Genomic DNA, 23,644 nt, shown 5'->3' on the forward strand with positions numbered 1-23,644 from the left:
CCATCCGATTATAAAGTTTAACACTAATTACTTGAACAGACAATTTAATATGAACGTTGTTACATATTCATAAAAAAAGTAATGAAATTTTAATTTCATTACTCTTGACTTTTATAATAATCCATTATAATAAAGCTTGCGGCTTGTGATCTATTTTTATAAAAATAACGATTTAAATCAATCGTACCTTCTATTTCCCCATCTCGATACATCATTTCTTTTGCCATGTTGTTTATCATAACAAAATCTGATTTATCTTTAATCGTATCCAAATCATCATGCCTTGCAAAAAAATGTTCTAAATTTAAATATGCGTAATCCATATAAACCTCCTGATAATTGTCCGAAGATAATAATATACCTCTAAAGTGTTATATCTTTAAGTTGAATACGCGCTAATGTTATAAAACTTAAAATTTATCTATCTTATGACTACTATTTAACACCTATTATCCCTATTTGGCAAATGAAAATTACTATTTCTTATAATAAAATAATAACATCCGGAAATATATGTTGTATATACGACAATGGAGAGAATGAATGACCTTTGAAGAAGTTTATAAAAAGTACAAACATATTATTCATTATCTATTAAAAAAGTACAATATTAAGTACAATTATGATGAATATGCTCAACTCCTCTTAATTAAAATGTGGGAGCTAAGCAAAATCTACAATTCACAAAAAAGCGAGCTCATTAAACACCTTCTTATATTCACGATTAAATTTCTATTTGATAGACCTTTTCCGCAAACACCAACCACTACTACTAGTTGATCCTATAGAACAAGAAGTTAAAGCTTCTTTATATAATGATGATTATGACAGTATGCTAGTTTTCCAACAATTTTTATCATTATTGACTGATAAAGAGCAACAATGGTTACGATTAAAATTTGCAGGACTTAAACAATATGAAATTGCAAAACTTCTAAATTGTTCTGTCTCAACTTTAAAAAACTATCAAAAACGAATTCAACAAAAACATTTGAAATTTTATACCTAAGATTGAGGTGAATATGATATGACGCCACTTACTCAATTGCTTTATTTCAAAACAGTTCTTGGACCAGAAATATTAACAATATGCCAATATACTACGCACCAATTCACTTACCCTACTACAATTAATCTCACGTTAAATTATTTTTTAGAATCACGACATTTATCTTTAACACTTCAGACGAAACAAGCCAAACAATTACTAAAAATACGCAAGATCGTTCCAATATTTATTAATAGCGATATAACATTATTTCCAGTAAAACCACAGCGCTCACCAATACAATATTATATTAACGCAATCCCAATCACTGGATTAAAGTCAAAAGGAACACAAACAATTATATATTTTGAAAATGCTACCTATATTACAGTTAATGCTTCCTATGTATTTATTCATAAAAAATGGCAAGAAAGTTTAACACTTTCTCACCATTTAACTTAACACGATTCAACTATAGTGCTTTATTATGCTTATATTCTAATAATTTTTTCGTAAAATAAGCAGTTACCATTTTAATCAAATATAAACTAACGATTAATAGTAATATTGAGCCAATCAAGGTCAAAATAACAGTGGTTGTAGATAATTGCACTTCAGGTTTAATAAAGTATTGCACAGATGATAGACTTGTCAAAAAACCAAATAAAAACAAACCTAAGAGCACGATATATGTGATTAAAATACCTATAAGCAATGCAAATAATTGTGTTGATGATACAACTTTCTCTTTAAAGACATATTCCTTTAAAAATTGATTTGAAAATGCAATAGGACGATTAAAATTTTGTCCATCACTAGACTTAGTAACTTCCTCTAATACTTCATTCAATTGACTTTTTTCTTTTTTATTTAAAAACCATAATTGCTTTTTAACTTTTTGTTTAAAGATATCTAGTTTCATAAATGTTTCTCCTTTAGAACTTTCACAGTACACTATACTCATTAAATAATAAATCAATTATCTAAGTTATTCAATTAAATTTTATAATATTTGTATTAACTTTAATTTTATCGATTTTTATTTCATCTAATCTACGATAACTAAGCCCATTAATGCTGCAAATTGTACAGCTTGATTTCTAGAAACTTTGCAACCTAATAAGTCTTCTTTATTAACCACAAATGACTCAAAATAAGATTGGCTCAAATCACAATCTTTTAATGGGGTTTGGTAAATTGATAAATGCTCTAAATTACTATTGTCAAAAACAACCTTTTTCAAATTTGAATTATGAAATTCAGCATTTTCAAAGTTACTTTTTTGTGTCATCAGTGCTTCTATCTTAGAGTCCACAACACTTATAAAATCAGCTTTCACTTCATCAAACACTGTATTTCCAAACCTCATATAGTTAAATAAAGTTCCGGTCATACGACAATTTTTAAATGTCACTCTATGTATGGAACCATGATCCATTTTCGTATTCGAGAAATCGCAATTTTCAAAAATAACATCTGTAAAATCAGCGCGACCTAAATCAGAGTTAGAAAAATCACAATCCTTGATATATGAACCATAAACTACAAATCTTTGTAAAACTTTATTACTTAAATTAGCATTTTGTATTTCCGCAACTTCAACTATATCATCTTCATCTTGAAAAATTTCTTCTAATTCTTTAAGTTCTAAATTTGCGCTGATTTTGGGTTGTTGTATTTTCATAAATCATCTTCCCCTCTATATCATTCATGTTTAATCGAACAAGTATATATATTTTAAGAACTTCAACAGTATAACAGATATCTAGCATCCTATACTTATGCTCAATATAAAAGCTGAGACAACTCATTTAGAATGAATTGCCTCAGCTTATTATTATTTGAAATTTAAATTTCTTAATCTTCTATTAAAGAATAGATAATCCTGAACTTTGAATATCTTTAGCAAATCCTTGTACTGTATCAACTGATAATTCGTTAATATCACGGCCAAGGTTGTTATTTACTTTTTTAACAACGTCTGCAGGACATGTAATGATATCTGCGCCAACTTCATCCGCTTGGATTACATTGATTACTTCACGACAGCTTGCCCAAAGTAATTTAACGCCTTTTTTACTATGTGTTACTTCTGCTTGCATCTTTCATCATTGGAACTGGATCTACACCAGTATCAGCAATACGACCAGCAAATACTGATACATATGTTGGAACACCTTCTGTTACAGCTTCTGTAATTTCTTTAACTTGATCTAAAGTATAAACAGCAGTTACATTTAAACGTACATTGTCTGCTGATAATTTTTTAATTAGAGAAATAGTTGATTCACCTTTTGTGTTTACGACTGGAATTTTAACAAATACGTTTTCACCATATTGTTTCAAAATTTCAGCTTCTTTTTCCATTGTTTCTAAATCATCTGCGAATACTTCGAATGAAATAGAAGCATCAGGAATTTCACGAACAGCTTCTTCTGCGAAAGCTTTATAATCTGTTACACCTGCTTTTGCCATTAAACTAGGGTTAGTAGTAAAACCATCTACTTGTTTATTTTTATAAGCTGTTTTCATTTCTTCAATATCTGCACCATCTGCAAACACTTCAACATTTAATTTTGCCATTACTAATTCCTCCTGACTTAAATAAATAATTCAATAAAGAATTATTCTTATAACGGTTATTAACCATACAACTCATTTATACCACCATTAATCACTAAATTCTAATTTTTTGCTTAAATTGTCAAAATCTTTAGAGTAAAAAGAAACATTAAGCTACTTCAAGCTCTATATTGTTATGTTTTACTATAAATCTAAATATATATATATTCTAAATTTACAAATTAGTTAAATTTTTGTAAATCTATGGTATTATTATTTAATGAATTGTACTAGGAGGTAAATATGGCACGTTCAAAACTTTATTTTTATTTATCTAGTTTATTGGTTATTATTAGCTTGTATTTTAATACTAGAAATCCTCTAATTACTATGCATTTTAGTTCAATGATCAAATTAATTTTTGTTTGTAGTATTATTAACGCTATAATTTTAATAATTTCAATTATTTTAGCAGATAAATCAATTAAACACTTACATGAAAATTCTGGATGGGTTAGAAAAGCAAGTAAAATATTACCTTATGTGATATTAGTAGTGCTTATCATCCATATCGTTGCTTCACTATCAACGTTTGGTATTATTTTCTAATTAATGCTACAAAAGTTATAATACTTTTGTAGTTTTTTATTTTTTGTCGAGAGGAAGAATAAAAACAATGCAATACTTATATATTTTTATAGGCGGCGCGATTGGTGCTTTACTAAGATATCTATTAACATTCATCAATCAAACTACTGAATTTCCGGCAGACACATTTATTGCTAATGTTGTTGGCGCTTTCTTAATGGGACTTATTGGAACGATGACTATAAAGTATTTTAGAAATAATCCATTACTTAAAAAAGGTATAACTACTGGATTTTTAGGTGCACTCACTACTTTTTCTACTTTTCAATTTGAGCTTGTTTCGTTTTTAGAACAACAAGCATATTTATTAATGATTTTATACGCTTTAAGTAGTTATATTATAGGTATACTTGTCTGTTATCTTGGTGTGAAAATGGGGGCTCGTATATCATGACACAATTACTGTTAGTTATGTTAGGTGGCGGTCTCGGAGCTGTAATCAGAGGATTTATTACTAACGTTTGTACAAGTAGATTTAATAGTAAGCTACCTATTGCAACGCCAATTGTTAATATATTAGGCAGTTTAATAATTGGTTTATTGATGGGTATGACATTAAATATAGATTGGGTCCATCCCTTTGTAGTTGTCGGCGTTCTCGGTGGATTAACTACATTTTCTACTTTATCTTCAGAGTTAGTCAAATTACTAACATCCGAAAAGAACATTTTTAACTTTTTAATTTATTCTTTACTGCAATATGGCGTTTCATTTTTATCCTGTTTATTAGGATACATCATGATTTAGCCGATTAATTGAAATTCAGATGCATATAAATACAATAGGTATTAATAACTTCAATCACCATCCTTATTATAAAAATAGTTAAACATACGGCTTAACTATAAAAAGACTTAAAAGGGACCAATCTATTTGAAAAAACAAATAGATTGGTCCTTTTCTATTTAAGAAGTGCGTATTTGTAACTCACTCTCTTCTTTTCATACTAGTGCCCACTATATTCAGATGGATCTGGTCCAATTCTTCTATCTTCGTTGAGTTTATCTAATTTCTCAATTTGTGCTGATGTTAATTGGAAATCAAATACATTTAAATTTTCTTCTATTCTAGAAGGCGTTACTGATTTAGGTATTACTACAACACCATGTTCTATGTTCCAACGAATAATCACTTGTCTTGGTGATTTCCCTACTTCAGATGCAACACTTTTTACAGTATCATCTTCTAAAATTTGCGCATTCATGAGTGGTGACCATGATTCCATGTGAATATTTTGTACTTCTAAATATCTGCTTAATGATTCTTGCAATAAATATGGATGGAATTCAACTTGGTTAATCACAGGTTTAATAGAAACTTGGGCTAACAACGCTTCAAAATGCTCTGTTTTAAAATTACTTACACCAATGTTTTTCACTCTGTCATTTTTGTATAAATCTTCCATACCTTGCCAAGTATCTATCATTAAAGCTTCATCTGTACCTGGCCAATGCATGAGATACAAATCTAGGTAATCTAATCCAAGTTTATTTAAACTCGTTTCATAAGCATCTGCAACGTTTTCACGGCCATAATCTGCTAACCATAATTTAGATGTGATAAACAAATCACTTCTTTGCTTACCTGTAGCTACTAAACCTTCTGCGATACCTTCCCCTACTTTTTCTTCGTTATCATATACCATTGCCGTATCTATATGTGTGTAACCATTTTCTATCGCATGTTTTACTGATGCTTTACATTCGTTACTGTTTTCGACACGAAACGTACCTAAACCAACAATTGGCATTTCATTGCCATTATAAAAAGTTACATGTTCCAAATTAAAATCCCCTTTTCTATTTAGATAACTATTATATTAATCAATTTTCTTTAAATTATAAATTAAAAGGACTTTAATTTACCAAATTATCTCGAATTAATAATTAAAATACATTGTTCAGGCATTTAAAAATTCAACAAAAAAAGATAGATAACCTATATGGCTACCTATCTTTGTTAAAATTAAGTATTTCACATTAATTAAATGTTTCTATTTCATCCATAACACGTTGTAAATCTTCAACATTGTATTGAATTCGACCGTGGAATACAAATTTATTAAAGAACTCATCAAGTTGCTCTGCACCCACTAGCACTTTAGTATTTGAACTTTGTGCATAATTTGAAATTGTTACAGCACCTTCATTTTTAGGATTGAAGTATAAAATAGTAGTTGGTGTGAATTTTAAATTGAGTTCTGTTTGGATATCACCGGCAAGTTTTTCTATTTCATTTAAGTGCGATGTATAATTTACAAACGATAATGATTGCGTATCTTCATTCTGATCTAACACAAGTGTTTGTGGTGTATGCTTATCAAGATCTAAAGTATTAAATACCTGCTCCATCATTGGTTGTTCTTTGAATTGGGCTGCACTAACACCATTATAAACATGCCCTTTCAATAATTGAGAATCTATGATGTATAAACCAGTACGTGTCAGTACTAAATGACTGATACGTTGAACATCGCTAAATTCATTTCTAGGTAAAAATATATTAGCCATAATGTGCATATCTTCAGGACGTATTCTTTTTTCATTTACAAGACGTTCACGGATACCAATCAATCTCATGTCAGTTACATATTCACTATGATTCTTAGAAAATAATTTTAAAGCATCAATTTCTCTATCTTTAGAACTAACTGTAGTCGCATATTCTTCCTTTTGCTTCGTTACAGTTTTTTTATTTTCTATTCTTTCCTTTTCCAACTCTTCTTCATGCTCATCGCTTAATTTTTGTTCTCTAGATTTATACTGCTCTTCAGCGTTTTTTTGCGCTTTCTTTTTACTTTTTAAAGCAAGCATAAATAATATCAAACAAATGACTGCTACGATGATTGCCACGATTAAACCAATTTCTATTGGCCCTAATGAATTCATAACAAAAACGCTCCTTTATGTGTTCAGTAACTTAATTATAATAGATAATAGCTCATCATTCGATAGAAAAGTCCAGAAAATTAAATTTTAGTTTTTTATGCTTCTACAGAATCTTTTAATAGGTTTACTTTATCTAATTTTTCCCATGGTAATAAGATATCTGTACGGCCAAAATGACCATAGGCAGCTGTTTGTTTATAGATTGGATGTTTTAAATCTAACATTTTAATAATGCCGGCAGGTCTTAAGTCAAAATGCGTGCGTACAGCTTCTACTAACTCATCTTCACTTACGCTACTTGTTCCAAATGTATCAATAGAAATTGAAACTGGTTCAGCAACACCAATTGCATATGCTAATTGTACTTCACATTTGTCTGCTAATTTAGCCGCAACAATATTTTTAGCTACATAACGTGCGGCATAAGCAGCAGAACGGTCAACTTTTGTTGGGTCCTTACCACTGAAACAACCGCCACCATGACGTGCATAACCACCATATGTGTCTACAATAATTTTACGACCAGTAAGTCCGAGCATCTCCTTGAGGACCACCAATCACAAAACGACCAGTAGGATTAATATAAAACTTAGTATCTTCATCTAATAGATGTTCAGGCACTGTTGGATAAATAACGTGCGCTTTAATGTCATCTTGTATTTGTTGCAATTCAGTATCTTCTGCATGTTGCGTAGAAACAACGATAGTGTCTATACGTTGCGGCTTATCCTGTTCATCATATTCAACCGTTACTTGTACTTTCCCATCTGGGCGTAAATATTTTAATATTTCATCTTTTCGTACATCAGATAATTTCTTAGCAAGTTGATGTGATAAGAAGATTGGTAAAGGCATATACGTATCCGTTTCATTTGTAGCATAACCAAACATTAAGCCTTGATCACCAGCACCAGTTGCTTCAATTTCTTCTTCTGATGCATCTTCACGATACTCTAATGCTGTGTCAACACCTTGCGCGATGTCAGGAGATTGCTCATCAATTGCAGTTAATACGGCCATGGTTTGACTGTCATACCCATATTTTGCACGTGTGTAACCAATCTCTTTAATTGTTTCTCTTACTACTTTTGGAATATCAACGTAAGTTGTTGTAGATATTTCACCTGAAATTAACGCCATACCAGTAGTTACCGTAGTTTCACAAGCGACCCTTGCATTAGGATCGTCTTTTAAAATCTCATCTAATATTGCATCAGATACTTGATCCGCTATTTTGTCCGGGTGCCCTTCTGTTACAGATTCTGAAGTGAATAATCTTCTATTGTATGTCATAATTTGCTCCTTTAGTTTTAAATTACGAAAATTCTCTCTCTGTTGAGCTCATTAAAAAAGGCCTTCATCACTATATTAAATAGAGAGAAGGCCCTTATACGTCCATTCGCTCTTATCGTTCAGACGATATATGTCTGCAAACGGTTTGGCACCTTTCTTCGTATTAAGAAGAGGTTGTCGGGCTTCATTGGGTCCATGTCCCTCCGCCACTCAGGATAAGAGAATCCGTTAAGTCCTATAGTACCTAATCTATGATATATTGTCAATTTAACAATTATTAATATTTATTTAAAATTTCTAAAATTCCTTTTAATATGATGTGGACTATTAATTCATATGTGTTATACTCTTTAATTGTAAAGGCTTACATTAACTAAATAGCGTTGGAGGGATTAGTATGGCGGTAGATACATACACATACACAAGCAAGATTGAAAGTATATTAGAGAAACCATCATCATTATTTCAACTATCTACAACACAGTTGTATAACAAAATTTTAAATAATGATGAAGGTGCATTGACTGAACTTGGAGCAATTAACGCTAAAACAGGTAAATACACAGGTCGTTCTCCAAAAGATAAGTTTATTGTAAATGAACCATCTTATAGAGATGACATCGATTGGGGAAACATAAATCAACCTATCGAAGAAGAAACGTTCTTAAATTTGTATGATAAAGTTTTAGCCCATTTAAACAAAAAAGATGAACTTTATGTATTTAATGGTTATGCAGGTAGTGATGAAGATTCACAATTAAAACTCACTGTCATTAATGAGTTAGCTTGGCATAATTTATTCGCACAAAATATGTTCATTCGCCCAAGTACTAAAGAAGAAGCTAGCGAAATCAAATCAGATTTCACTATTGTTTCAGCACCTTCTTTTAAAGCAGTTCCTGAAGTTGATGGCACAAACTCCGAAACATTTATAATTACCTCTTTCAAACATAAAGTGATATTGATTGGTGGCACTGAATATGCTTGGAGAAATGAAAAAAGGAATTTTCTCAGTAATGAACTACTTACTCCCTAAAGATAAAATCATGAGCATGCACTGTTCGGCTAACGTTGGCGATAAAGGTGATGTAGCATTGTTCTTCGGTTTATCCGGTACAGGTAAAACAACACTTTCTGCTGACCCAACACGCAAACTGATTGGTGATGATGAGCATGGTTGGAATGAAAACGGCATTTTCAATATTGAAGGTGGTCGCTATGCTAAAGCAATTAACCTTTCATATAAAAAGGAACCGCAAATTTACGACGCAATTAAATATGGTACTATTTTAGAAAACGTAGTTGTCGATGAAGATGGTGATGTAGACTTCGATGATAACTACTACACTGAAAACACTAGAGCTGCCTACCCAATTGATCATATCGATAATATCGTGACACCATCTAAAGCGACACATCCGAATACAATTATTTTCTTAACTGCTGATGCTTTTGGTGTATTACCACCTATTTCTAAACTATCTAAAGATCAAGCGATGTACCATTTCCTTAGTGGTTTCACAGCTAAATTAGCTGGTACAGAACGTGGTGTCACAGAGCCAGAACCATCATTTTCAACTTGTTTCGGTTCACCATTCTTACCTCTCAACGCAAAAGTATATGCAGATTTATTAGGAAATTTAATTGATAAACATGGTGTAGATGTTTATCTAGTTAATACAGGTTGGACTGGTGGCCAATATGGGCTCGGACGTCGCATTAGCCTTAACTATACAAGACAAATGGTAAACCAAGCTATTACTGGGCAATTAAGTGAAATTGAATATATGAAAGATGATATGTTCGGATTAGATATCCCAGTAGAAATTGAAGGTGTACCACAGACATTATTAAACCCTATTAATGCTTGGAGTAAGCCAGAAGCATATAGAGAGCAAGCCCAAGATTTAATTAACCGTTTTAAACATAATTTCGAAAAATTTGGTACAGAAGTAGAAGATTTAGCTAACAATGGCGGTTTCAAATAAGTTAAATAAATAAAAAGGCATGAACTACGAAAGCATTGTAGTTCATGTCTTTTATTTTTCATTATAATTTTGTTTAATATCTTGGACTTCAACATCTGTCATCCATTGTTTGATGGTCGACAATGTAGATTTTAATGCAAAAGGTCTAGGAATATGTCCTTCTTCCATTTGATAAAATGTACGATAAGTCATACCTATACGATTTAATTGTTCCGCTAAATAATACGCTTGATGAATACCAACTTGATGATCTTTTCCACCGTGAACTATTAAAATTGGTGGGCTATCCTCAGTAATTTGAGAAACTGCATCTCGTTGCCTATACGCTTCAGCATTCTTTTTAGGATGACCAATCATACGTTTAAGCATTCCTCTTAAGTCTACACGCTCTTCATACATTAAATATATATCAGAGACGCCACCCCAAATTATATAACTAGATATTGGTAAATCTTGAAATGTTAATAATCCTTGTAGACCACCTCTAGAAAATCCAATCATGTGAATATGTGCCTCTGGATACATTTGGTTTAACATTCTAATAGCAACAGTAACGTCGTTTAAATCCTCACCGTAAAATGCATCTTTTCCTTCACTGCCATTATTCCCTCGATAATATGGACCGAAAACTAATGTATGATCGTCTGCAAATTGCATTAAACGTCCTGTACGTACCATACCTACTTGCCCTTTTCCACCTCGTAAATAAATTACAATTCTTTCAACATTAGCTTTAGGTGCCATTAAGAGGCCACGCACTTTTAACGCATCGACACGATATGTGACTTCTTCAAAAAAATGTGTTGATGATTCAACTGGCATACGTTTTCTATGAATAAAATCCAAGCTCCATCACTCTCTCTAAACATTGTAAAATTGTCGCATCTTTCAATAAATAGCTTTTACGTTCTTCTGGAATATCATAAACATTATTATAAAATAAAGGTCCATTTGTTTCTAAATAGTCGTTTTGTTGCGCTACATCCTTAACGACAACCATAAATACATCTTTAGTAAAGCTTAATCCATTTTGTCTTTCTACACGATATTGCGCAATATAATTACACTTTTTTATCGTTGCACCTGTTTCTTCAAATAATTCTCTAGCTGCTTGCTACCTCACTGGATTCTCCTATTTCTTTTTTGCCACCAGGAAACTCTATACCTCTCAATTTATGATTGGTAAACAGCAACTCTCCTTGAAATATAGGTATAATCAAGACATGGTTACCATCAGCATGATTTTCGTCATTTTTATATGATAAAAACACATCATCATTTTCGCTATCTTTAAACTTCACGTTCATCCTTCTCCCTTTAATTATGTTAAACTATCTATGCTAAGTTATTTGTTGGAGGCAAAATTATAATGAAAACATTGTTCCTAGGACTTATACGTATTTATCAACGTTTCATTTCGCCAATGACACCTGCTACATGTCGCTTCTATCCAACTTGCTCTGAATATACGAGAGAAGCGATACAAGTCTATGGTGCATTTAAAGGTACGTGGTTAGGTGTTAAAAGAATTTCGAAATGCCATCCACTTCATAAAGGTGGCTTTGACCCAGTACCATTAAAGAAAAAAGAAAAGAAAAAAGATTAATAAACGCGCTTTAATTGTGCTGTATTAACAACAGGAGGTTCAAAATATATTGAATCTCCTTTTAATATGCCTGCATTATTTACTATATCATTTTTAAAATAATAACCTTCTGGTGTGATATCGCTTGGATAGTCAGCAAATTGAGCTAACAATGCGGTGAAATATCTACTTAATCCATATTCATACATACCACCGATAACAATTTTGATATCTTTTGCTTTTAATACGTTAATGATTTCTAATACTTTATCTACGCCACCCAATCTAAATGGTTTCAACACAACTACATCAATAGGATTATTAGCAATGATTTCCATAATTTGATCTTGAGATAATGCTTTTTCATCAATTGCGATTGGTGGTAGTTCAGACTTAGTAAAAGCCTCTAGTTTATCTAACGATTTAAAAGGTTCTTCGATATAGAGTAATGATTTATTAGCCAGTTGTTTTAACTTGTGCGACTCATTATCTTGAATAGATTCATTCGCATCTATTGCGATATCCGGTTGAAAATCTAATTGTTTTAACATTTCAATATTTTGTAGTATATGCTGTGACCATTTTATTTTAACACGTTGTGGTTGGGTATCTACAAGTTGCTTTAAATTCCCTTCAGTCAAACCACTGACTGTTGCGCCATAAGGAACATTAAATGAATGCATTTCATAAAACATTTGATAAAAAGCCATTACTAGCATGCTTCTTGTAGCTGGATATGCCATCAAACAACCTAATGTTGCTTGTGCCTCTCCAAAATGATTAAACGTTTCATTTTGGTATTGTTTAATCCATTTCTCAGTTTGGCGACGTACAACTTCTATCGTTTCTGGTGAGTACCAATCCGTCTCAAAAGCATTACATTCACCAAAATAATGTTGCTCCGTATCAGTAATTAATTCAATAATTAATACCTTCCGGCAACTCAATTTAATTTTCGGCGTCACAATAGCATGTTTAAAACTAGTATTATATTCGTATAATTTCACTGCTTGTAATTTCATATCCACCTCGAATTTAAAGTTTCAAACGGTTTCTCTGTAGCTTTCCTGTTGATGTATAGGGTAATGATTCAACACGTACAAAGTGCTTAGGTATTTTATATTTTGCTAAATTTTGTTTGAAATGTTCTAATAATTGCGCCTCAGATATTGTTATATTCGCAACGTAATATAAATATGGGACTTCCCCCCAAGTATCATCTTCTATGCCGACACACATCGCATCTTCTATGCCAAAATAATTCTTAGCAACTGACTCAATTTGATAAGGATAGATATTTTCTCCACCACTGATTATTAAATCTTTTCTGCGATCATAAACCATGACATAACCTTCGTCATCTATTTCTGCAATGTCACCAGTATTAAAATAGCCTGCTTCAAAAGTATCTTGCTTATTTTCAGGATATAGATAACCTTGCATAACGTTATCTCCTTTGATTAACAATTCACCATGACCTTGCGTATTTGGAGCTTTAATTTTTACATCAACATTTTCACTCGGTTTCCCTACTGTATCATAACGATGTGCTAACATCTCTGGTGAGGCAGTTAAAAACTGTGAACACGTTTCTGTCATACCGAAGGAATTATATATTGGCAATCTACTTTGAAGTGCTTGATCAATCAAAGCACTAGAGAGTTTCGCACCACCAAGTAATATCTTTTGAACATGATAAGGTTGATTAAACCCTTCATCCATTAACCATTTTAAGGTTTGTGGTACGAGTGACACATGTGTAGGTAATTCTTCTTTTATAATATTTAACATAGTTACAGAATTAAATTTAGATGCTATACGAACTGTAAAGCCTTCAATTAATGCTCTTAATACTACGCTTAATCCTGAAATATGATAAATAGGCAATACCGATAACCATTTAGTATTCTGATCAAACCCAAGGCTTTCTTTACAACCACTTGCACTTGCATAATGATTGCTAAATGTCTGTGGCACAGCTTTTTGAGGCCCTGTTGTCCCTGATGTAAACATAATTGATGCAATACGTTCTATTGAAAATGAAGCTTCAAATTGCTTATCATCCAAATAAGTCCATAAGTTTTCAAAATTAACTATATGAATACCTTCTAATTGTATTGGCTCACGTGCTATCACAGTATCAACCTCAATTGATGCCATTTGTGCAAGCATTTCCTTCTTAGTCAGCCTTGTATTTAACATAGCAATTTCAATTCCAGCTAGCCACAGCTGCATTAATTAAAATGACAGATGCTATCGAATTATCGATATATAATCCAATTCTTGGCTTATCTAATTGTTTTAATTGATATGCTAATCTCGAAGCATATTGATAGGTCTTATTAAATGAAATTTGCTTTGTGCCATCATCTATAAACACCTTTTCACCATTTAGTTCTGCTTGTTTTTTCAACCAAAATTCCACGCCTACATTCCTCCATCTCATATTATATTATAACGCTTTTATTATTATTTAACATGGTCCAAATCTTCACTTTAATGTTATGACTACGCAAAGGTTTTATAAGTTAAATTTTTAGTCACACATTCTAATTTTTAAAGCTTGTTATTATTTCAAATAGCTTTTGAATTTTCATACATATGTTTTTTTACATTTACCGTTATATTTTTCACACTTTACTAAACTTTATTCCATCTCATATTTAACTTTGCTATTTTAGTTTAAAGGAGTGATTTCTTATGAAAATGATTAGTGTCATTATGCCTACATATAATAATGGAAAAATGATTTCTCGTACTATCGATTCAATTCTAAATCAAACTATGAGTCATAAAGATTTTGAATTAATAATTATAGATGATCATTCAAACGATATTGAAACCATTGAAACTATTAAAGCATATTGGGTTAATTATAAGCATTTAATAAAATTTAAAAGATTAAATAAAAATACAGGAAGCGCAAGTGCTCCAAGAAACAAAGGCATAAGCATGAGTAATTCGGAGTACATTTTCTTCTTAGATTCTGATGATTACTTGCATGAAAGAGCGTTAGAGGACCTTTACATATATGGGAAAGAAAATAATAGTGATTTAATTATTGGTAAGTATGGTGTGGAAGGAAAAGGTAGAGGTGTTCCGAAAGCAGTGTTTGAAAATGGTAATGTGCCAAGAGCAGATATTATAGAAAACAGTTTATTTTATGCATTATCAGTTTTAAAGATGTTTAAAAGTAATATTATACATAAAAATAAAATTCGTTTTAAAACAAATGCTAAAACTGCAGAGGATCAACTTTTCACTATAGAATTCCTAATGAATTCAAAAAATTATTCTATTAAAACTGATTATGAATACTACATTGTTGTGAATGATTTCTCGAAAAAAAATCATCTATCTACTAAGAAAAGCACACCAAAACAATATTTTTCTACTATAAGTAATATCTATAACGCTATATATTGCAGTAAAGTATACAAAAAGCGAGTGCTCCGTGACAAACTTGCGACGAAGTATACGACAAGACTATTTAGACATGGACAGAATAAGCATTTTTCAATTAGTAAAATGAGTTATAGAGAGAAAAAAGAATGGCTTAACTATTTATCAAAAACTATAAATGAAGTTCCCAGAACCGCAGATACATATGTAACACCTATATTTAATTTAAAATTAGAGGCTATACGACAAAATAACCTATTAGCTGTGATGACTGCAGATAAAATATTAAAAGGTGGTTAAAGATATAATTGGAAAACTTTAATTATGAAAATAGACATTACTTAGCATTGAAGCAAGAAGATTTAAAACTAAACAAAGAAAAAATTGAATGGATATTCACCAATTATGAGCAAATTACATTTTCAGTTAAATGGAACAAAAATAAAACACCAATATTAATGATGAATGGGTATAAAATAGCAAGTATTAGCAATTTAAAAAGTCATATAAACATTCATGATTTAAAAGGAGAATTTAATTTTAATAATACCCCTCTTCTCCGTGTATCTTGTAGATTTTAAATCATTATAAGATGATAAGTTAACGAGTCATTTAAGTGATTGTATTCTATTCCTAAAATTGTTTCAACAATTTAATTAACTACATGGGTGATAGCATTGTTTGATATGAACATCGAAGTTTCCATTGGCGACATTAACTGAGTCACATTATAAAAAAAGCAGACAAACATGTGCTTTCAAAATTGGAATATCATAAATAGAAAATATGTTTAATTTATCATTTTTAGTTATTTATATTCAAAAATATAAATTTTTCCACGCTAAAATCCCTCAAAAAACTATTTTTTCTTTTATTTTATAGTTTAAAAGTATTATTAATGGGTATATACTTGTTAATGAATCATTTACAAGGAGAGATAAAAATGAAATTAAAATTGGTGACTGCGGTTGCACTATCAGGTATTTTGCTTACGGCATGTGGTAATGGAGATTCAGAGAGCGATACTAAATCTGAGGATTCTAGTAATAAAGATACAGATAAACAAGTTATTGCTTTAGATAAAATCAAAACAAGCCCTGAAGATGCTATTAAAAAAGCACAAGATGAATATAGCGGACAAGACTTAAAAGGTATCTCTTATGAAAAGAGTAATGGTGAATGGGCTTATAAAATAGAGCAACAAAAAAATGGTGAAGAATCAGAAGTTATCATTTCTGATAAAAACAAAGAAGTTTTAAATAAAAACACTGAAAATGAAGATTCAGTAAATAAAAATGAAGCCTTTAAATATAGTGATGCCATCGATTATAAAGATGCTATCAAAAAAGGACAAGAAGAATTTGATGGCGACATCAAAGAATGGTCCCTATCTGAAGATGATGGCAAACTCGTTTACGATTTAGACCTAAAAGATGATAGTACTAAGCACGAAATCACAATAGATGCTAAAAGTGGCGATGTACTAAACAATGAACAAGATGATTAAAACGCACTAAATAACAAAGGAGAATCAATATTAAATTATTGATTCTCCTTTATTATTTCTATAAATTTATGACTTACACGATATGTTTATTCCCCATAGAAATAGATAATCTATTCCACATATTAATTTGATTAATGATTAATATTAAGTCTGTGTACTCCTCTTCTGTATACACTTTACGAACTTCGTTAAATAGTTCCTCTGTAACGCCATTTACAGTAATATTTGTCACTGCTTCTGCAAGTTTAAAAGCTAGTTTATCTTTTACAGAATATATATTTGTTTCATGCCATGCGTTTAATAAATAAATTTCTTCTTCTGATACTTTCATTTTTCTAGCATCTGCAGTATGCATACCAATACAAAAAGCGCGACCGTTTATTTGAGAAACACGTATTTTAATCAACTCTCGTAACTTTCTATTAATAGATGTTTTCTTTAATTGTTTTTCCAAATCCATAATTAATGCCATTTCTTCCCTAGCAATTTCATAATAATCTATTCTATTTTCCAAGTATGAGCCCCCGTAATTATGATTTTCAAGCTTTCTAATTTAGTATAGTTTTTAAATTTAAAAATCACAATTTCTTTGTTTAGTACCCATCTTTTTAATAGTTAGACGAAATAAAAAACCCTCATTACTCAACATTCTAAGGAATGATGAGTAATGAGGGAAATCATAATCAAATAGCGGAGAGTGAGGGATTCGAACCCTCGAGACGCTTGTGACGTCTACACACTTTCCAGGCGTGCTCCTTCGGCCAACTCGGACAACTCTCCAATAGAATATAAAAAAACAGAAGCGATATTTCACTTCTGTTTGTATGACCCCGACGGGACTCGAACCCGTGTTACCGCCGTGAAAGGGCGGTGTCTTAACCGCTTGACCACGGGGCCATATGGCTCCACAGGTAGGACTCGAACCTACGACCGATCGGTTAACAGCCGATAGCTCTACCACTGAGCTACTGTGGAATAATTAAAATGGAGCGGGTGATGGGAATCGAACCCACAACATCAGCTTGGAAGGCTGAGGTTTTCCCATTAAACTACACCCGCTTAATTAATCATTATGGGGCGGATGATGGGGATCGAACCCACGCGTGTCGGAACCACAATCCGATGTGTTAACCACTTCACCACAACCGCCAAAACTAATATTAAAAAAATGGTTCAGGACAGAGTCGAACTGCCGACACATGGAGCTTCAATCCATTGCTCTACCAACTGAGCTACTGAACCATAATGATAATGGCGGTCTCGACGGGAATCGAACCCGCGATCTCCTGCGTGACAGGCAGGCGTGTTAACCGCTACACTACGAGACCTAAAATAAAAAATTGCGGGAGGCGGATTTGAACCACCGACCTTCGGGTTATGAGCCCGACGAGCTACCGCCGCTCCATCCCGCGGTAATATTATTAATGACGCCTACCCAATTAATATACCATGAATCTTTACTTAATGTCAACAACTTTTTAAAAGTAATTTACATTGGCTTAATCAGGAGTTAAAACTTTAATGCGATAATTGATGTTTGCACATCCCCTATCAATCAATACTAACTTAGTATATAAATTTCCAACACTTTAGTCAATAACTTTTATAAACTATTTTGTGTAAAAAAGGAATATAATAATAATATTTTATCTTTAGTTCCTTATTTATACAAAATTCTATTGTTTTCATACTTAAATACTACATTTATAGTGATGTCATTACATTCAATATTGTACATTAAAGAACAATAACTAACTAAATAATGTTCTTTAATGTACAATAGTAAATTACTTACTCATAATGCCTTGCATTTTTCCATGTAAAATTGTGAATGTAGTGAAGCCATCATCTTCTATAAAGTGGCCACCGTTCTCTGTAACTTTACATACACCATTTAATGTATCCATTAATCTTTTAGTTTCTAAATACGATACATATTCATCATTTTTAGAACATAAACCATAAAATTCATCTACTTTATTTTTAACAATCTCATAATCGATTGCTTTTGTTTCAGGATCGATGTAGGCATCTATTTCTTCCGCGTCATCCATAAAGCCCGCAACACTAAACAATCCTTCGATGTGGTTTATATTCATTTCTTCTATATACTTTAGTGATGCTAAAGTACCAAAACCATGTGTTATAAAATACGTTTCATATTTTTTTACAGTGATCTGGTCTTTCATTCTTTCCACCCACTGCTCAAGATTATCATTTTCTTCTACTGGTAAATCAAATAATGTTACATTGTAACCTTCTAAAATAAGATTATTAGCTAACCATTTATACCAATGATTTGTGGCACCTCCAATTTTTGAATGTACAATTATAATATCTGTCATAACTACTCCCCCTGTACAATAGCTCATAAACCATTGTTATATTGCTACTGCATACGTTTCTACTACACTATATATTAAGTATCTCACAATTATTATAAATATTAAATTATCCAACAATTAAAAATATAAAAATAAGCCGCTACTTCGATATAATAACTTATTATATCGAAGTAGCGGCTCTTTAAACTTTCTATTATAGTTCAGCTATTAATTCTTCGACAGCATTTTTGCCTTGTTGAATACAATCAGGTAACCCTACTGCTTCAAATGAGGCACCAGTAATACGTAGTCTTGGATAGCTTGTTTTAATATGTGTTTGTAATTCTTTAATACGATCTATATGGCCTACATGGTATTGCGGCATGCTTTTAGGTAATCTATTCACGATGCTGAAATCTGGTGCACCTTTAAATGTCATCATTTGACTCAAATCTTTTTTAACAATATTTACAATTTCCTCATCTGTGTGATCGTCCACGACCGTGTCATCAGGTTTACCTACGTATGCACGAATAAGTACTTTACCTTCTGGTGTTGTAAATGGCCATTTTTTACTTGTCCATGTACATGCAGTGATACTTGTCTTACTTGTACGCGCAATGACAAATCCGGTACCGTCATATGTGTTTTCAATATTTTCTTCATCAAAAGCTAATACGACTGTTGCCACAGTCGTAGAATTCATTGTATTGAAATAGTCAAAGGAAGGATCATTGCCAAACCATTGCATAAATGTTTGGTGTGGCGTAGTAACTAGGACACCATCATATTCAGTTTTCGTTTCTGATGTGACGATTTCATAAGATTTTTGAGCAACAATAATATCTTGAATAGGCGTATTAAACTCTATTTTGACACCTAGATTTAAAACATATTTTGTTAAAGCTTCTATAAATGAACTCAGACCATGTCTGAATTGCTTGAATTGTCCTTTTGGCGCACCTGGATATAGTTGACGTTGTTTTTGTCGTTGTTCTTTTTCATATCGCATACCTTTAATTAAGCTGCCAAATTGTTCTTCTCTTTGTTTGAATTCTGGAAAAGTACTCATCAAACTCAAGTCATCTATATTCGTACCGTAAATACCACCCATTAGAGGTTCTATTAAGTTTTCTAACACTTCATCCCCTAGACGTTGGCGGAAAAATGATCCTACTGAAATATCATGGTTCATTTCTATCGATTTCTTAAATAAATCTAATCCGGCTGTTAATTTACCCGTAGGAGAAATTAATTTTGTCTTTAAAAATGGTTTAATGTCAGTTGGCACACCTAAAATTGATCCGCCTGGGATAGGAAATAATTTATTTTTAGCATATATAAAAGACTGTCCTGTTTGGTTTGTAATAAGGTCATTTTCTAAACCAATTTCTTTAGCAATATCTGTCATTATCTGTTTGCGTCCTAAATAGGATTCTGGCCCAAGTTCAATGGTGTAACCTTCAGTTCTATAAGTTTGAATTTTACCACCAGTTCTATTAGATGCTTCATATATAGTGACATCAATGTCAGGTCGTTGTTTTTTAATAAAATATGCACTTGATAAACCTGTAATACCGAGCACCAATAATCGCAATACTTTTAGTCAAAACAGTTCACGCTTCCTTTAATAAACATTTTTGATTTCATCAACGATTGCCCCAATAAACAATGGATCCGTATTAGGCATTGAGGGACGGAAATAGTTAACGCCTAATTCGTCGCAGACTACTTTACATTCATAATCATTATCGTATAACACTTCTAAATGTTCACATACAAAACCAACAGGAGTGTAAATGAAATTTTTATAGCCATGTTCTTTATATAACGCCCTAGTTAAATCTTGAACATCAGGCCCTAACCACGGTGTACCAGTATTACCTTCAGATTGCCACCCTTCAGCTACATGGAGAATATTAGAATGTTCTTCTAATAATTGTGCCGTATGGTGTAATTCATTTGGATATGGATCATTATTTTGCTCAATAAGTTCTTTTGGCAGTGCTGTGCGCTGATACAACTAACACTGTTTCATTATGTTCTTCTTCTGGAATTTCCGATAATGACTCATTCACTTTTTCTGTCCAATATTGAATGAATTTAGGTTGTTGATAATAGTGTTCTACATGTTTAAATGTAATACCATATTTATCCGCTTCTTTTTGAGCTCTCGTATTATATGAACCAACTGAGAAACTAGAATAATGTGGCGCCAATACTACTGTAACTGCTTCTTCTATACCTTCATCATACATTGATTGAACCGCATCTTCTATAAAAGGATGTATGTGTTTCAAACCAATGTATAATTTAAATTCAACATCACTGTAAGCTTCGTTTAGTGCATCACAAAGTGTTTCAGCTTGGCGATTGGTTGTATTAGCTAATGGTGATAACCCACCGATATGTTTGTATCTGTCTTTTAAGTCTTGTAATTCTGCTTCAGTAGGTTTTTTCCCATGTCTAATATCTGTGTAGTAAGCCTCAATATCACTTTCTTGATATGGTGTTCCATATGCCATAACTAATAAGCCTATTGTTTTTGTCATTTTTAAATCATCCTTTTGTATAATAAATTTTAGATGTATATGACATAATAAATTGTTACTCTTGATGACGTGTGTTTATGTCTACTATCTCTTAGTATAATCATGAACGAATGTTGTTATACGTTTAAGTGTTTCTGGTTTAACTTCTGGAAAAACGCCATGTCCAAGGTTGAAAATGTGCTGTCCATGTTCCATACCTTGATCTAATATTGGTTTTAATCTTTCTTCAATAACGTCCCATGGTGCTAATAACAATGATGGGTCTAAATTGCCTTGCAGTGTTTTAGTGATATTTAAATCTCCGGCTTCTTTGATAGAGAGTCTCCAATCTAGACCTAATACATCGATAGGTAATGAATTCCACTCCTGTGCTAAATGACTTGCACCTACACCAAATAATATTACAGGTACATCATGTTTCGCTTTTATACCCTTAATAAGTTTCTCCATCGCTGGTTTAATGTAATAACGATAATCTTTTACATTTAACGCCCCAGCCCATGAATCAAACACTTGTATTATCTCTGCGCCAGCCTCAACTTGAGCAGAGGTATATGTGATGGACATGTCTACTAAATGATCCATAAGTGCAAACCAAGTTGCTTCGTCACTATACATCATTGCTTTAGTAAAATTATAATTCTTTGAAGGTCCACCTTCAATCATATAACTTGCTAATGTAAATGGCGCTCCCGTAAAACCAATTAATGGCACATTTAATTTTTCTTCAGTCAATATTTTTATTGTATCTAAAACATATGGCACGTCACGCTTAGGATCAATCTTTCCTAATTTTTCAACGTCGTGTATATTTTTTATAGGGTTGTGAATTACTGGACCTATACCAGATTTAATCTCTACATCTACCCCTATCGGCTGAAGTGGTGTCATAATATCTTTATACAGCACCGCCGCATCTGTATTATAATTATCAACTGGTAAATGTGTAACATAAGCACATAACTCAGGTTGATGTGTAATTTCAAATAAAGAATACTTTTCTTTCAATTTTCTATATTCAGGCTGTGATCTACCGACTTGACGCATAAACCATACTGGTGTGTGGTCTACCGCCTCACCATTTATCATATCTAGGATTGTATTATTTTTATTATGCACCTTGAATCCTCCTACATTATAATCATTCTTATTTATAATACCATACTGTTATATACCCCGTATTTCATTGTGTTAAAATGTCATAAAAAAGACAAACAGTCTACTTTTACCATCTTAATCATTTGACTATTGTTTTCTTTTAGAAATCTATTATAATGTTATCAAAGACTATTATTATATTTATTTGATAACATAGATATATCTATAGTACAGTATAATAGTTATATGCACTTTCTTAAACAAAGCAAGGGGGAAATCTTATGAAAATTCATGCATCTTATGGTACTTTTGGTTATTTGAATCAAATCAGACTTAATAACCCTGATCATAACTTATTACAATTTTCAGCTTCTGACTCTTCAGTAATCATTGAAGAAACAGATAATCAATCCGTTTTAAAACAACCTTTAGTTTATGAAGTTCTAAAGGCTGAGGGCGATTTAGATGAGAATAACTTTTATTCAGTAATATTTATTCCGACTTCAGAAGATCATGCTTATCAATTAGAGAAAAAATTGGAAGGCTTTTCTACTGATTTCAATCAATTTGTTGGTTATAGAAGTTATCGTTTCTTAAAACCGGAACAAGGTTTAACATATAAGATTTACTTTGGCTTCGAAAGTAGAAATGCTTATGAAGATTTTAGAGCTTCGTCTTTATTCAAAGACAACTTTGATAAGCCGGCATTAAGCCAGTTCTTCGGCTCAAGTCGTCAACATTCGAGTTATTTCGAAAGATATTTATTCCCGATTGATGATAATTAATATTGGAAATTACAATTTTTAAAA

The 23,644-nt window shown here is 31.9% G+C and carries 20 protein-coding genes, 8 tRNA genes, 7 pseudogenes and 1 riboswitch; of the genes and pseudogenes, 11 read left to right on the top strand and 24 right to left on the bottom strand.

What is annotated here, in order from left to right; all coding sequences use genetic code 11:
* Nucleotides 1-98: 98 nt before the first annotated feature.
* The gene (locus tag ABLV90_RS12955) at nt 99-323 is read right to left on the bottom strand and encodes a hypothetical protein (RefSeq protein WP_046465617.1); all 225 of its coding nucleotides are present in this window, start codon (nt 321-323) and stop codon (nt 99-101) included.
* 413 nt (nt 324-736) lie between these two features.
* On the opposite strand from ABLV90_RS12955, the gene ABLV90_RS12960 reads away from it, so the two are divergent.
* Both ABLV90_RS12960 and ABLV90_RS12965 read left to right on the top strand, forming a co-directional pair.
* Complete coding sequence (locus tag ABLV90_RS12960; protein WP_460872737.1) at nt 737-1,009, top strand: LuxR C-terminal-related transcriptional regulator; 273 nt, start codon at nt 737-739, stop codon at nt 1,007-1,009.
* 18 nt (nt 1,010-1,027) lie between these two features.
* Nucleotides 1,028-1,450, top strand: coding sequence for a competence protein ComK (locus ABLV90_RS12965; RefSeq protein ID WP_427707916.1), 423 nt, complete (start codon nt 1,028-1,030; stop codon nt 1,448-1,450).
* A gap of 10 nt (nt 1,451-1,460) precedes the next feature.
* Here ABLV90_RS12965 and ABLV90_RS12970 read toward each other — a convergent pair whose 3' ends face one another.
* From ABLV90_RS12970 to ABLV90_RS12980, 3 genes and pseudogenes are all read right to left on the bottom strand, one after another.
* Complete coding sequence (locus ABLV90_RS12970) at nt 1,461-1,910, bottom strand: hypothetical protein (RefSeq protein ID WP_427704205.1); 450 nt, start codon at nt 1,908-1,910, stop codon at nt 1,461-1,463.
* Between the two features lie 126 nt (nt 1,911-2,036).
* On the bottom strand, nt 2,037-2,672 hold the full coding sequence (locus ABLV90_RS12975; protein WP_046465621.1) for a pentapeptide repeat-containing protein: 636 nt from the start codon (nt 2,670-2,672) through the stop codon (nt 2,037-2,039).
* 184 nt (nt 2,673-2,856) lie between these two features.
* Nucleotides 2,857-3,571 (bottom strand): annotated as a pseudogene (locus tag ABLV90_RS12980) (transaldolase).
* 282 nt (nt 3,572-3,853) lie between these two features.
* Between ABLV90_RS12980 and ABLV90_RS12985 the strand changes: the two are divergent.
* From ABLV90_RS12985 to ABLV90_RS12995, 3 genes are all read left to right on the top strand, one after another.
* Nucleotides 3,854-4,159: a hypothetical protein gene (locus tag ABLV90_RS12985; protein ID WP_002507278.1), complete on the top strand. Its 306-nt coding sequence runs from the start codon at nt 3,854-3,856 to the stop codon at nt 4,157-4,159.
* Nucleotides 4,160-4,226: 67 nt separating this feature from the next.
* Nucleotides 4,227-4,592 carry a fluoride efflux transporter CrcB gene (gene crcB / locus ABLV90_RS12990; protein WP_427707025.1) on the top strand — a complete coding sequence of 122 codons (366 nt, stop codon included), beginning with the start codon at nt 4,227-4,229 and terminating at the stop codon, nt 4,590-4,592.
* Nucleotides 4,589-4,945 carry a fluoride efflux transporter FluC gene (locus ABLV90_RS12995; protein WP_046465624.1) on the top strand — a complete coding sequence of 119 codons (357 nt, stop codon included), beginning with the start codon at nt 4,589-4,591 and terminating at the stop codon, nt 4,943-4,945. Before crcB ends, ABLV90_RS12995 begins: the two co-directional genes overlap by 4 nt.
* A 199-nt stretch (nt 4,946-5,144) precedes the next feature.
* On the opposite strand, the gene ABLV90_RS13000 is transcribed toward ABLV90_RS12995, so the two are convergent.
* The 3 genes and pseudogenes from ABLV90_RS13000 to metK all read right to left on the bottom strand — a co-directional run bounded on the left by ABLV90_RS13000 (nt 5,145) and on the right by metK (nt 8,379).
* On the bottom strand, nt 5,145-5,981 hold the full coding sequence (locus ABLV90_RS13000) for an aldo/keto reductase (protein WP_460872738.1): 837 nt from the start codon (nt 5,979-5,981) through the stop codon (nt 5,145-5,147).
* 196 nt (nt 5,982-6,177) lie between these two features.
* Nucleotides 6,178-7,086 carry a nuclease-related domain-containing protein gene (locus tag ABLV90_RS13005; RefSeq protein WP_460872739.1) on the bottom strand — a complete coding sequence of 303 codons (909 nt, stop codon included), beginning with the start codon at nt 7,084-7,086 and terminating at the stop codon, nt 6,178-6,180.
* A 95-nt stretch (nt 7,087-7,181) separates the two neighbouring features.
* Nucleotides 7,182-8,379: pseudogene (gene metK, locus ABLV90_RS13010) on the bottom strand (methionine adenosyltransferase).
* A gap of 109 nt (nt 8,380-8,488) precedes the next feature.
* Nucleotides 8,489-8,601, bottom strand: a riboswitch (SAM riboswitch).
* Between the two features lie 175 nt (nt 8,602-8,776).
* On the opposite strand from metK, the pseudogene pckA reads away from it, so the two are divergent.
* Nucleotides 8,777-10,367: pseudogene (gene pckA, locus ABLV90_RS13015) on the top strand (phosphoenolpyruvate carboxykinase (ATP)).
* A 51-nt stretch (nt 10,368-10,418) separates the two neighbouring features.
* Here pckA and ABLV90_RS13020 read toward each other — a convergent pair.
* Entirely contained in the window at nt 10,419-11,213 is a 795-nt protein-coding gene (locus ABLV90_RS13020) for an alpha/beta hydrolase family protein (RefSeq protein ID WP_460872740.1), read from the bottom strand.
* A pseudogene (gene ytkD / locus ABLV90_RS13025) lies at nt 11,197-11,674 on the bottom strand (RNA deprotection pyrophosphohydrolase). The gene ABLV90_RS13020 and the pseudogene ytkD overlap by 17 nt, the downstream one beginning before the upstream one ends.
* A 62-nt stretch (nt 11,675-11,736) precedes the next feature.
* On the opposite strand from ytkD, the gene yidD reads away from it, so the two are divergent.
* Nucleotides 11,737-11,973, top strand: a complete 237-nt coding sequence (gene yidD / locus ABLV90_RS13030; RefSeq protein ID WP_002507269.1) for a membrane protein insertion efficiency factor YidD — start codon at nt 11,737-11,739, stop codon at nt 11,971-11,973.
* On the opposite strand, the gene menC is transcribed toward yidD, so the two are convergent.
* On the bottom strand, nt 11,970-12,974 hold the full coding sequence (gene menC, locus ABLV90_RS13035) for an o-succinylbenzoate synthase (protein ID WP_460872741.1): 1,005 nt from the start codon (nt 12,972-12,974) through the stop codon (nt 11,970-11,972). The two genes, yidD and menC, sit on opposite strands and share 4 nt — an antisense overlap.
* A 13-nt stretch (nt 12,975-12,987) precedes the next feature.
* Nucleotides 12,988-14,377: pseudogene (gene menE / locus ABLV90_RS13040) on the bottom strand (o-succinylbenzoate--CoA ligase).
* A gap of 275 nt (nt 14,378-14,652) precedes the next feature.
* Between menE and ABLV90_RS13045 the strand changes: the two are divergent.
* The 3 genes from ABLV90_RS13045 to ABLV90_RS13055 all read left to right on the top strand — a co-directional run bounded on the left by ABLV90_RS13045 (nt 14,653) and on the right by ABLV90_RS13055 (nt 16,861).
* Nucleotides 14,653-15,654 carry a glycosyltransferase family 2 protein gene (locus ABLV90_RS13045; RefSeq protein ID WP_460872742.1) on the top strand — a complete coding sequence of 334 codons (1,002 nt, stop codon included), beginning with the start codon at nt 14,653-14,655 and terminating at the stop codon, nt 15,652-15,654.
* 47 nt (nt 15,655-15,701) lie between these two features.
* Nucleotides 15,702-15,935 carry a hypothetical protein gene (locus ABLV90_RS13050; protein ID WP_460872743.1) on the top strand — a complete coding sequence of 78 codons (234 nt, stop codon included), beginning with the start codon at nt 15,702-15,704 and terminating at the stop codon, nt 15,933-15,935.
* Between the two features lie 362 nt (nt 15,936-16,297).
* The gene (locus ABLV90_RS13055; RefSeq protein ID WP_427707010.1) at nt 16,298-16,861 is read left to right on the top strand and encodes a PepSY domain-containing protein; all 564 of its coding nucleotides are present in this window, start codon (nt 16,298-16,300) and stop codon (nt 16,859-16,861) included.
* Between the two features lie 73 nt (nt 16,862-16,934).
* Here ABLV90_RS13055 and ABLV90_RS13060 read toward each other — a convergent pair whose 3' ends face one another.
* The 13 genes and pseudogenes from ABLV90_RS13060 to hemE all read right to left on the bottom strand — a co-directional run bounded on the left by ABLV90_RS13060 (nt 16,935) and on the right by hemE (nt 22,856).
* Nucleotides 16,935-17,375 carry a carboxymuconolactone decarboxylase family protein gene (locus tag ABLV90_RS13060; RefSeq protein ID WP_460872744.1) on the bottom strand — a complete coding sequence of 147 codons (441 nt, stop codon included), beginning with the start codon at nt 17,373-17,375 and terminating at the stop codon, nt 16,935-16,937.
* Between the two features lie 177 nt (nt 17,376-17,552).
* Nucleotides 17,553-17,641 (bottom strand) — tRNA-Ser (locus ABLV90_RS13065).
* 45 nt (nt 17,642-17,686) lie between these two features.
* Nucleotides 17,687-17,758, bottom strand: a tRNA-Glu gene (locus tag ABLV90_RS13070).
* Between the two features lie 3 nt (nt 17,759-17,761).
* Nucleotides 17,762-17,836, bottom strand: a tRNA-Asn gene (locus ABLV90_RS13075).
* Nucleotides 17,837-17,846: 10 nt separating this feature from the next.
* A tRNA-Gly gene (locus ABLV90_RS13080) sits at nt 17,847-17,920 on the bottom strand.
* 14 nt (nt 17,921-17,934) lie between these two features.
* Nucleotides 17,935-18,010: transfer RNA gene (locus ABLV90_RS13085), tRNA-His, on the bottom strand.
* A gap of 20 nt (nt 18,011-18,030) precedes the next feature.
* Nucleotides 18,031-18,103: transfer RNA gene (locus ABLV90_RS13090), tRNA-Phe, on the bottom strand.
* Nucleotides 18,104-18,113: 10 nt separating this feature from the next.
* Nucleotides 18,114-18,189 (bottom strand) — tRNA-Asp (locus ABLV90_RS13095).
* A gap of 12 nt (nt 18,190-18,201) precedes the next feature.
* Nucleotides 18,202-18,273, bottom strand: a tRNA-Met gene (locus tag ABLV90_RS13100).
* A 375-nt stretch (nt 18,274-18,648) separates the two neighbouring features.
* The gene (locus ABLV90_RS13105) at nt 18,649-19,206 is read right to left on the bottom strand and encodes an RBBP9/YdeN family alpha/beta hydrolase (RefSeq protein WP_427707920.1); all 558 of its coding nucleotides are present in this window, start codon (nt 19,204-19,206) and stop codon (nt 18,649-18,651) included.
* A gap of 193 nt (nt 19,207-19,399) precedes the next feature.
* A pseudogene (gene hemY, locus ABLV90_RS13110) lies at nt 19,400-20,795 on the bottom strand (protoporphyrinogen oxidase).
* A gap of 17 nt (nt 20,796-20,812) precedes the next feature.
* Nucleotides 20,813-21,737: pseudogene (gene hemH, locus ABLV90_RS13115) on the bottom strand (ferrochelatase).
* A gap of 84 nt (nt 21,738-21,821) precedes the next feature.
* Nucleotides 21,822-22,856 carry a uroporphyrinogen decarboxylase gene (gene hemE, locus ABLV90_RS13120; protein WP_460872745.1) on the bottom strand — a complete coding sequence of 345 codons (1,035 nt, stop codon included), beginning with the start codon at nt 22,854-22,856 and terminating at the stop codon, nt 21,822-21,824.
* Nucleotides 22,857-23,116: 260 nt separating this feature from the next.
* Between hemE and ABLV90_RS13125 the strand changes: the two genes are divergently transcribed.
* Nucleotides 23,117-23,620: a signal transduction protein TRAP gene (locus tag ABLV90_RS13125; protein ID WP_460872746.1), complete on the top strand. Its 504-nt coding sequence runs from the start codon at nt 23,117-23,119 to the stop codon at nt 23,618-23,620.
* The last annotated feature ends 24 nt before the right edge of the window (nt 23,621-23,644 follow it).

It is taken from the genome of Staphylococcus sp. 2S1 (genome assembly GCF_046721335.1).
GTDB classification, from domain to species: domain Bacteria; phylum Bacillota; class Bacilli; order Staphylococcales; family Staphylococcaceae; genus Staphylococcus; species Staphylococcus equorum_A.

Coding starts and splice junctions, on each gene's coding strand:
- ABLV90_RS12955 (WP_046465617.1), bottom strand. CDS start 323: ATGGATTACGCATATTTAAATTTAGAACATTTTTTTGCAAGGCATGAT.
- ABLV90_RS12965 (WP_427707916.1), top strand. CDS start 1,028: ATGACGCCACTTACTCAATTGCTTTATTTCAAAACAGTTCTTGGACCA.
- ABLV90_RS12970 (WP_427704205.1), bottom strand. CDS start 1,910: ATGAAACTAGATATCTTTAAACAAAAAGTTAAAAAGCAATTATGGTTT.
- ABLV90_RS12975 (WP_046465621.1), bottom strand. CDS start 2,672: ATGAAAATACAACAACCCAAAATCAGCGCAAATTTAGAACTTAAAGAA.
- ABLV90_RS12985 (WP_002507278.1), top strand. CDS start 3,854: ATGGCACGTTCAAAACTTTATTTTTATTTATCTAGTTTATTGGTTATT.
- crcB (WP_427707025.1), top strand. CDS start 4,227: ATGCAATACTTATATATTTTTATAGGCGGCGCGATTGGTGCTTTACTA.
- ABLV90_RS12995 (WP_046465624.1), top strand. CDS start 4,589: ATGACACAATTACTGTTAGTTATGTTAGGTGGCGGTCTCGGAGCTGTA.
- ABLV90_RS13005 (WP_460872739.1), bottom strand. CDS start 7,086: ATGAATTCATTAGGGCCAATAGAAATTGGTTTAATCGTGGCAATCATC.
- yidD (WP_002507269.1), top strand. CDS start 11,737: ATGAAAACATTGTTCCTAGGACTTATACGTATTTATCAACGTTTCATT.
- menC (WP_460872741.1), bottom strand. CDS start 12,974: ATGAAATTACAAGCAGTGAAATTATACGAATATAATACTAGTTTTAAA.
- ABLV90_RS13045 (WP_460872742.1), top strand. CDS start 14,653: ATGAAAATGATTAGTGTCATTATGCCTACATATAATAATGGAAAAATG.
- ABLV90_RS13055 (WP_427707010.1), top strand. CDS start 16,298: ATGAAATTAAAATTGGTGACTGCGGTTGCACTATCAGGTATTTTGCTT.
- ABLV90_RS13105 (WP_427707920.1), bottom strand. CDS start 19,206: ATGACAGATATTATAATTGTACATTCAAAAATTGGAGGTGCCACAAAT.
- ABLV90_RS13125 (WP_460872746.1), top strand. CDS start 23,117: ATGAAAATTCATGCATCTTATGGTACTTTTGGTTATTTGAATCAAATC.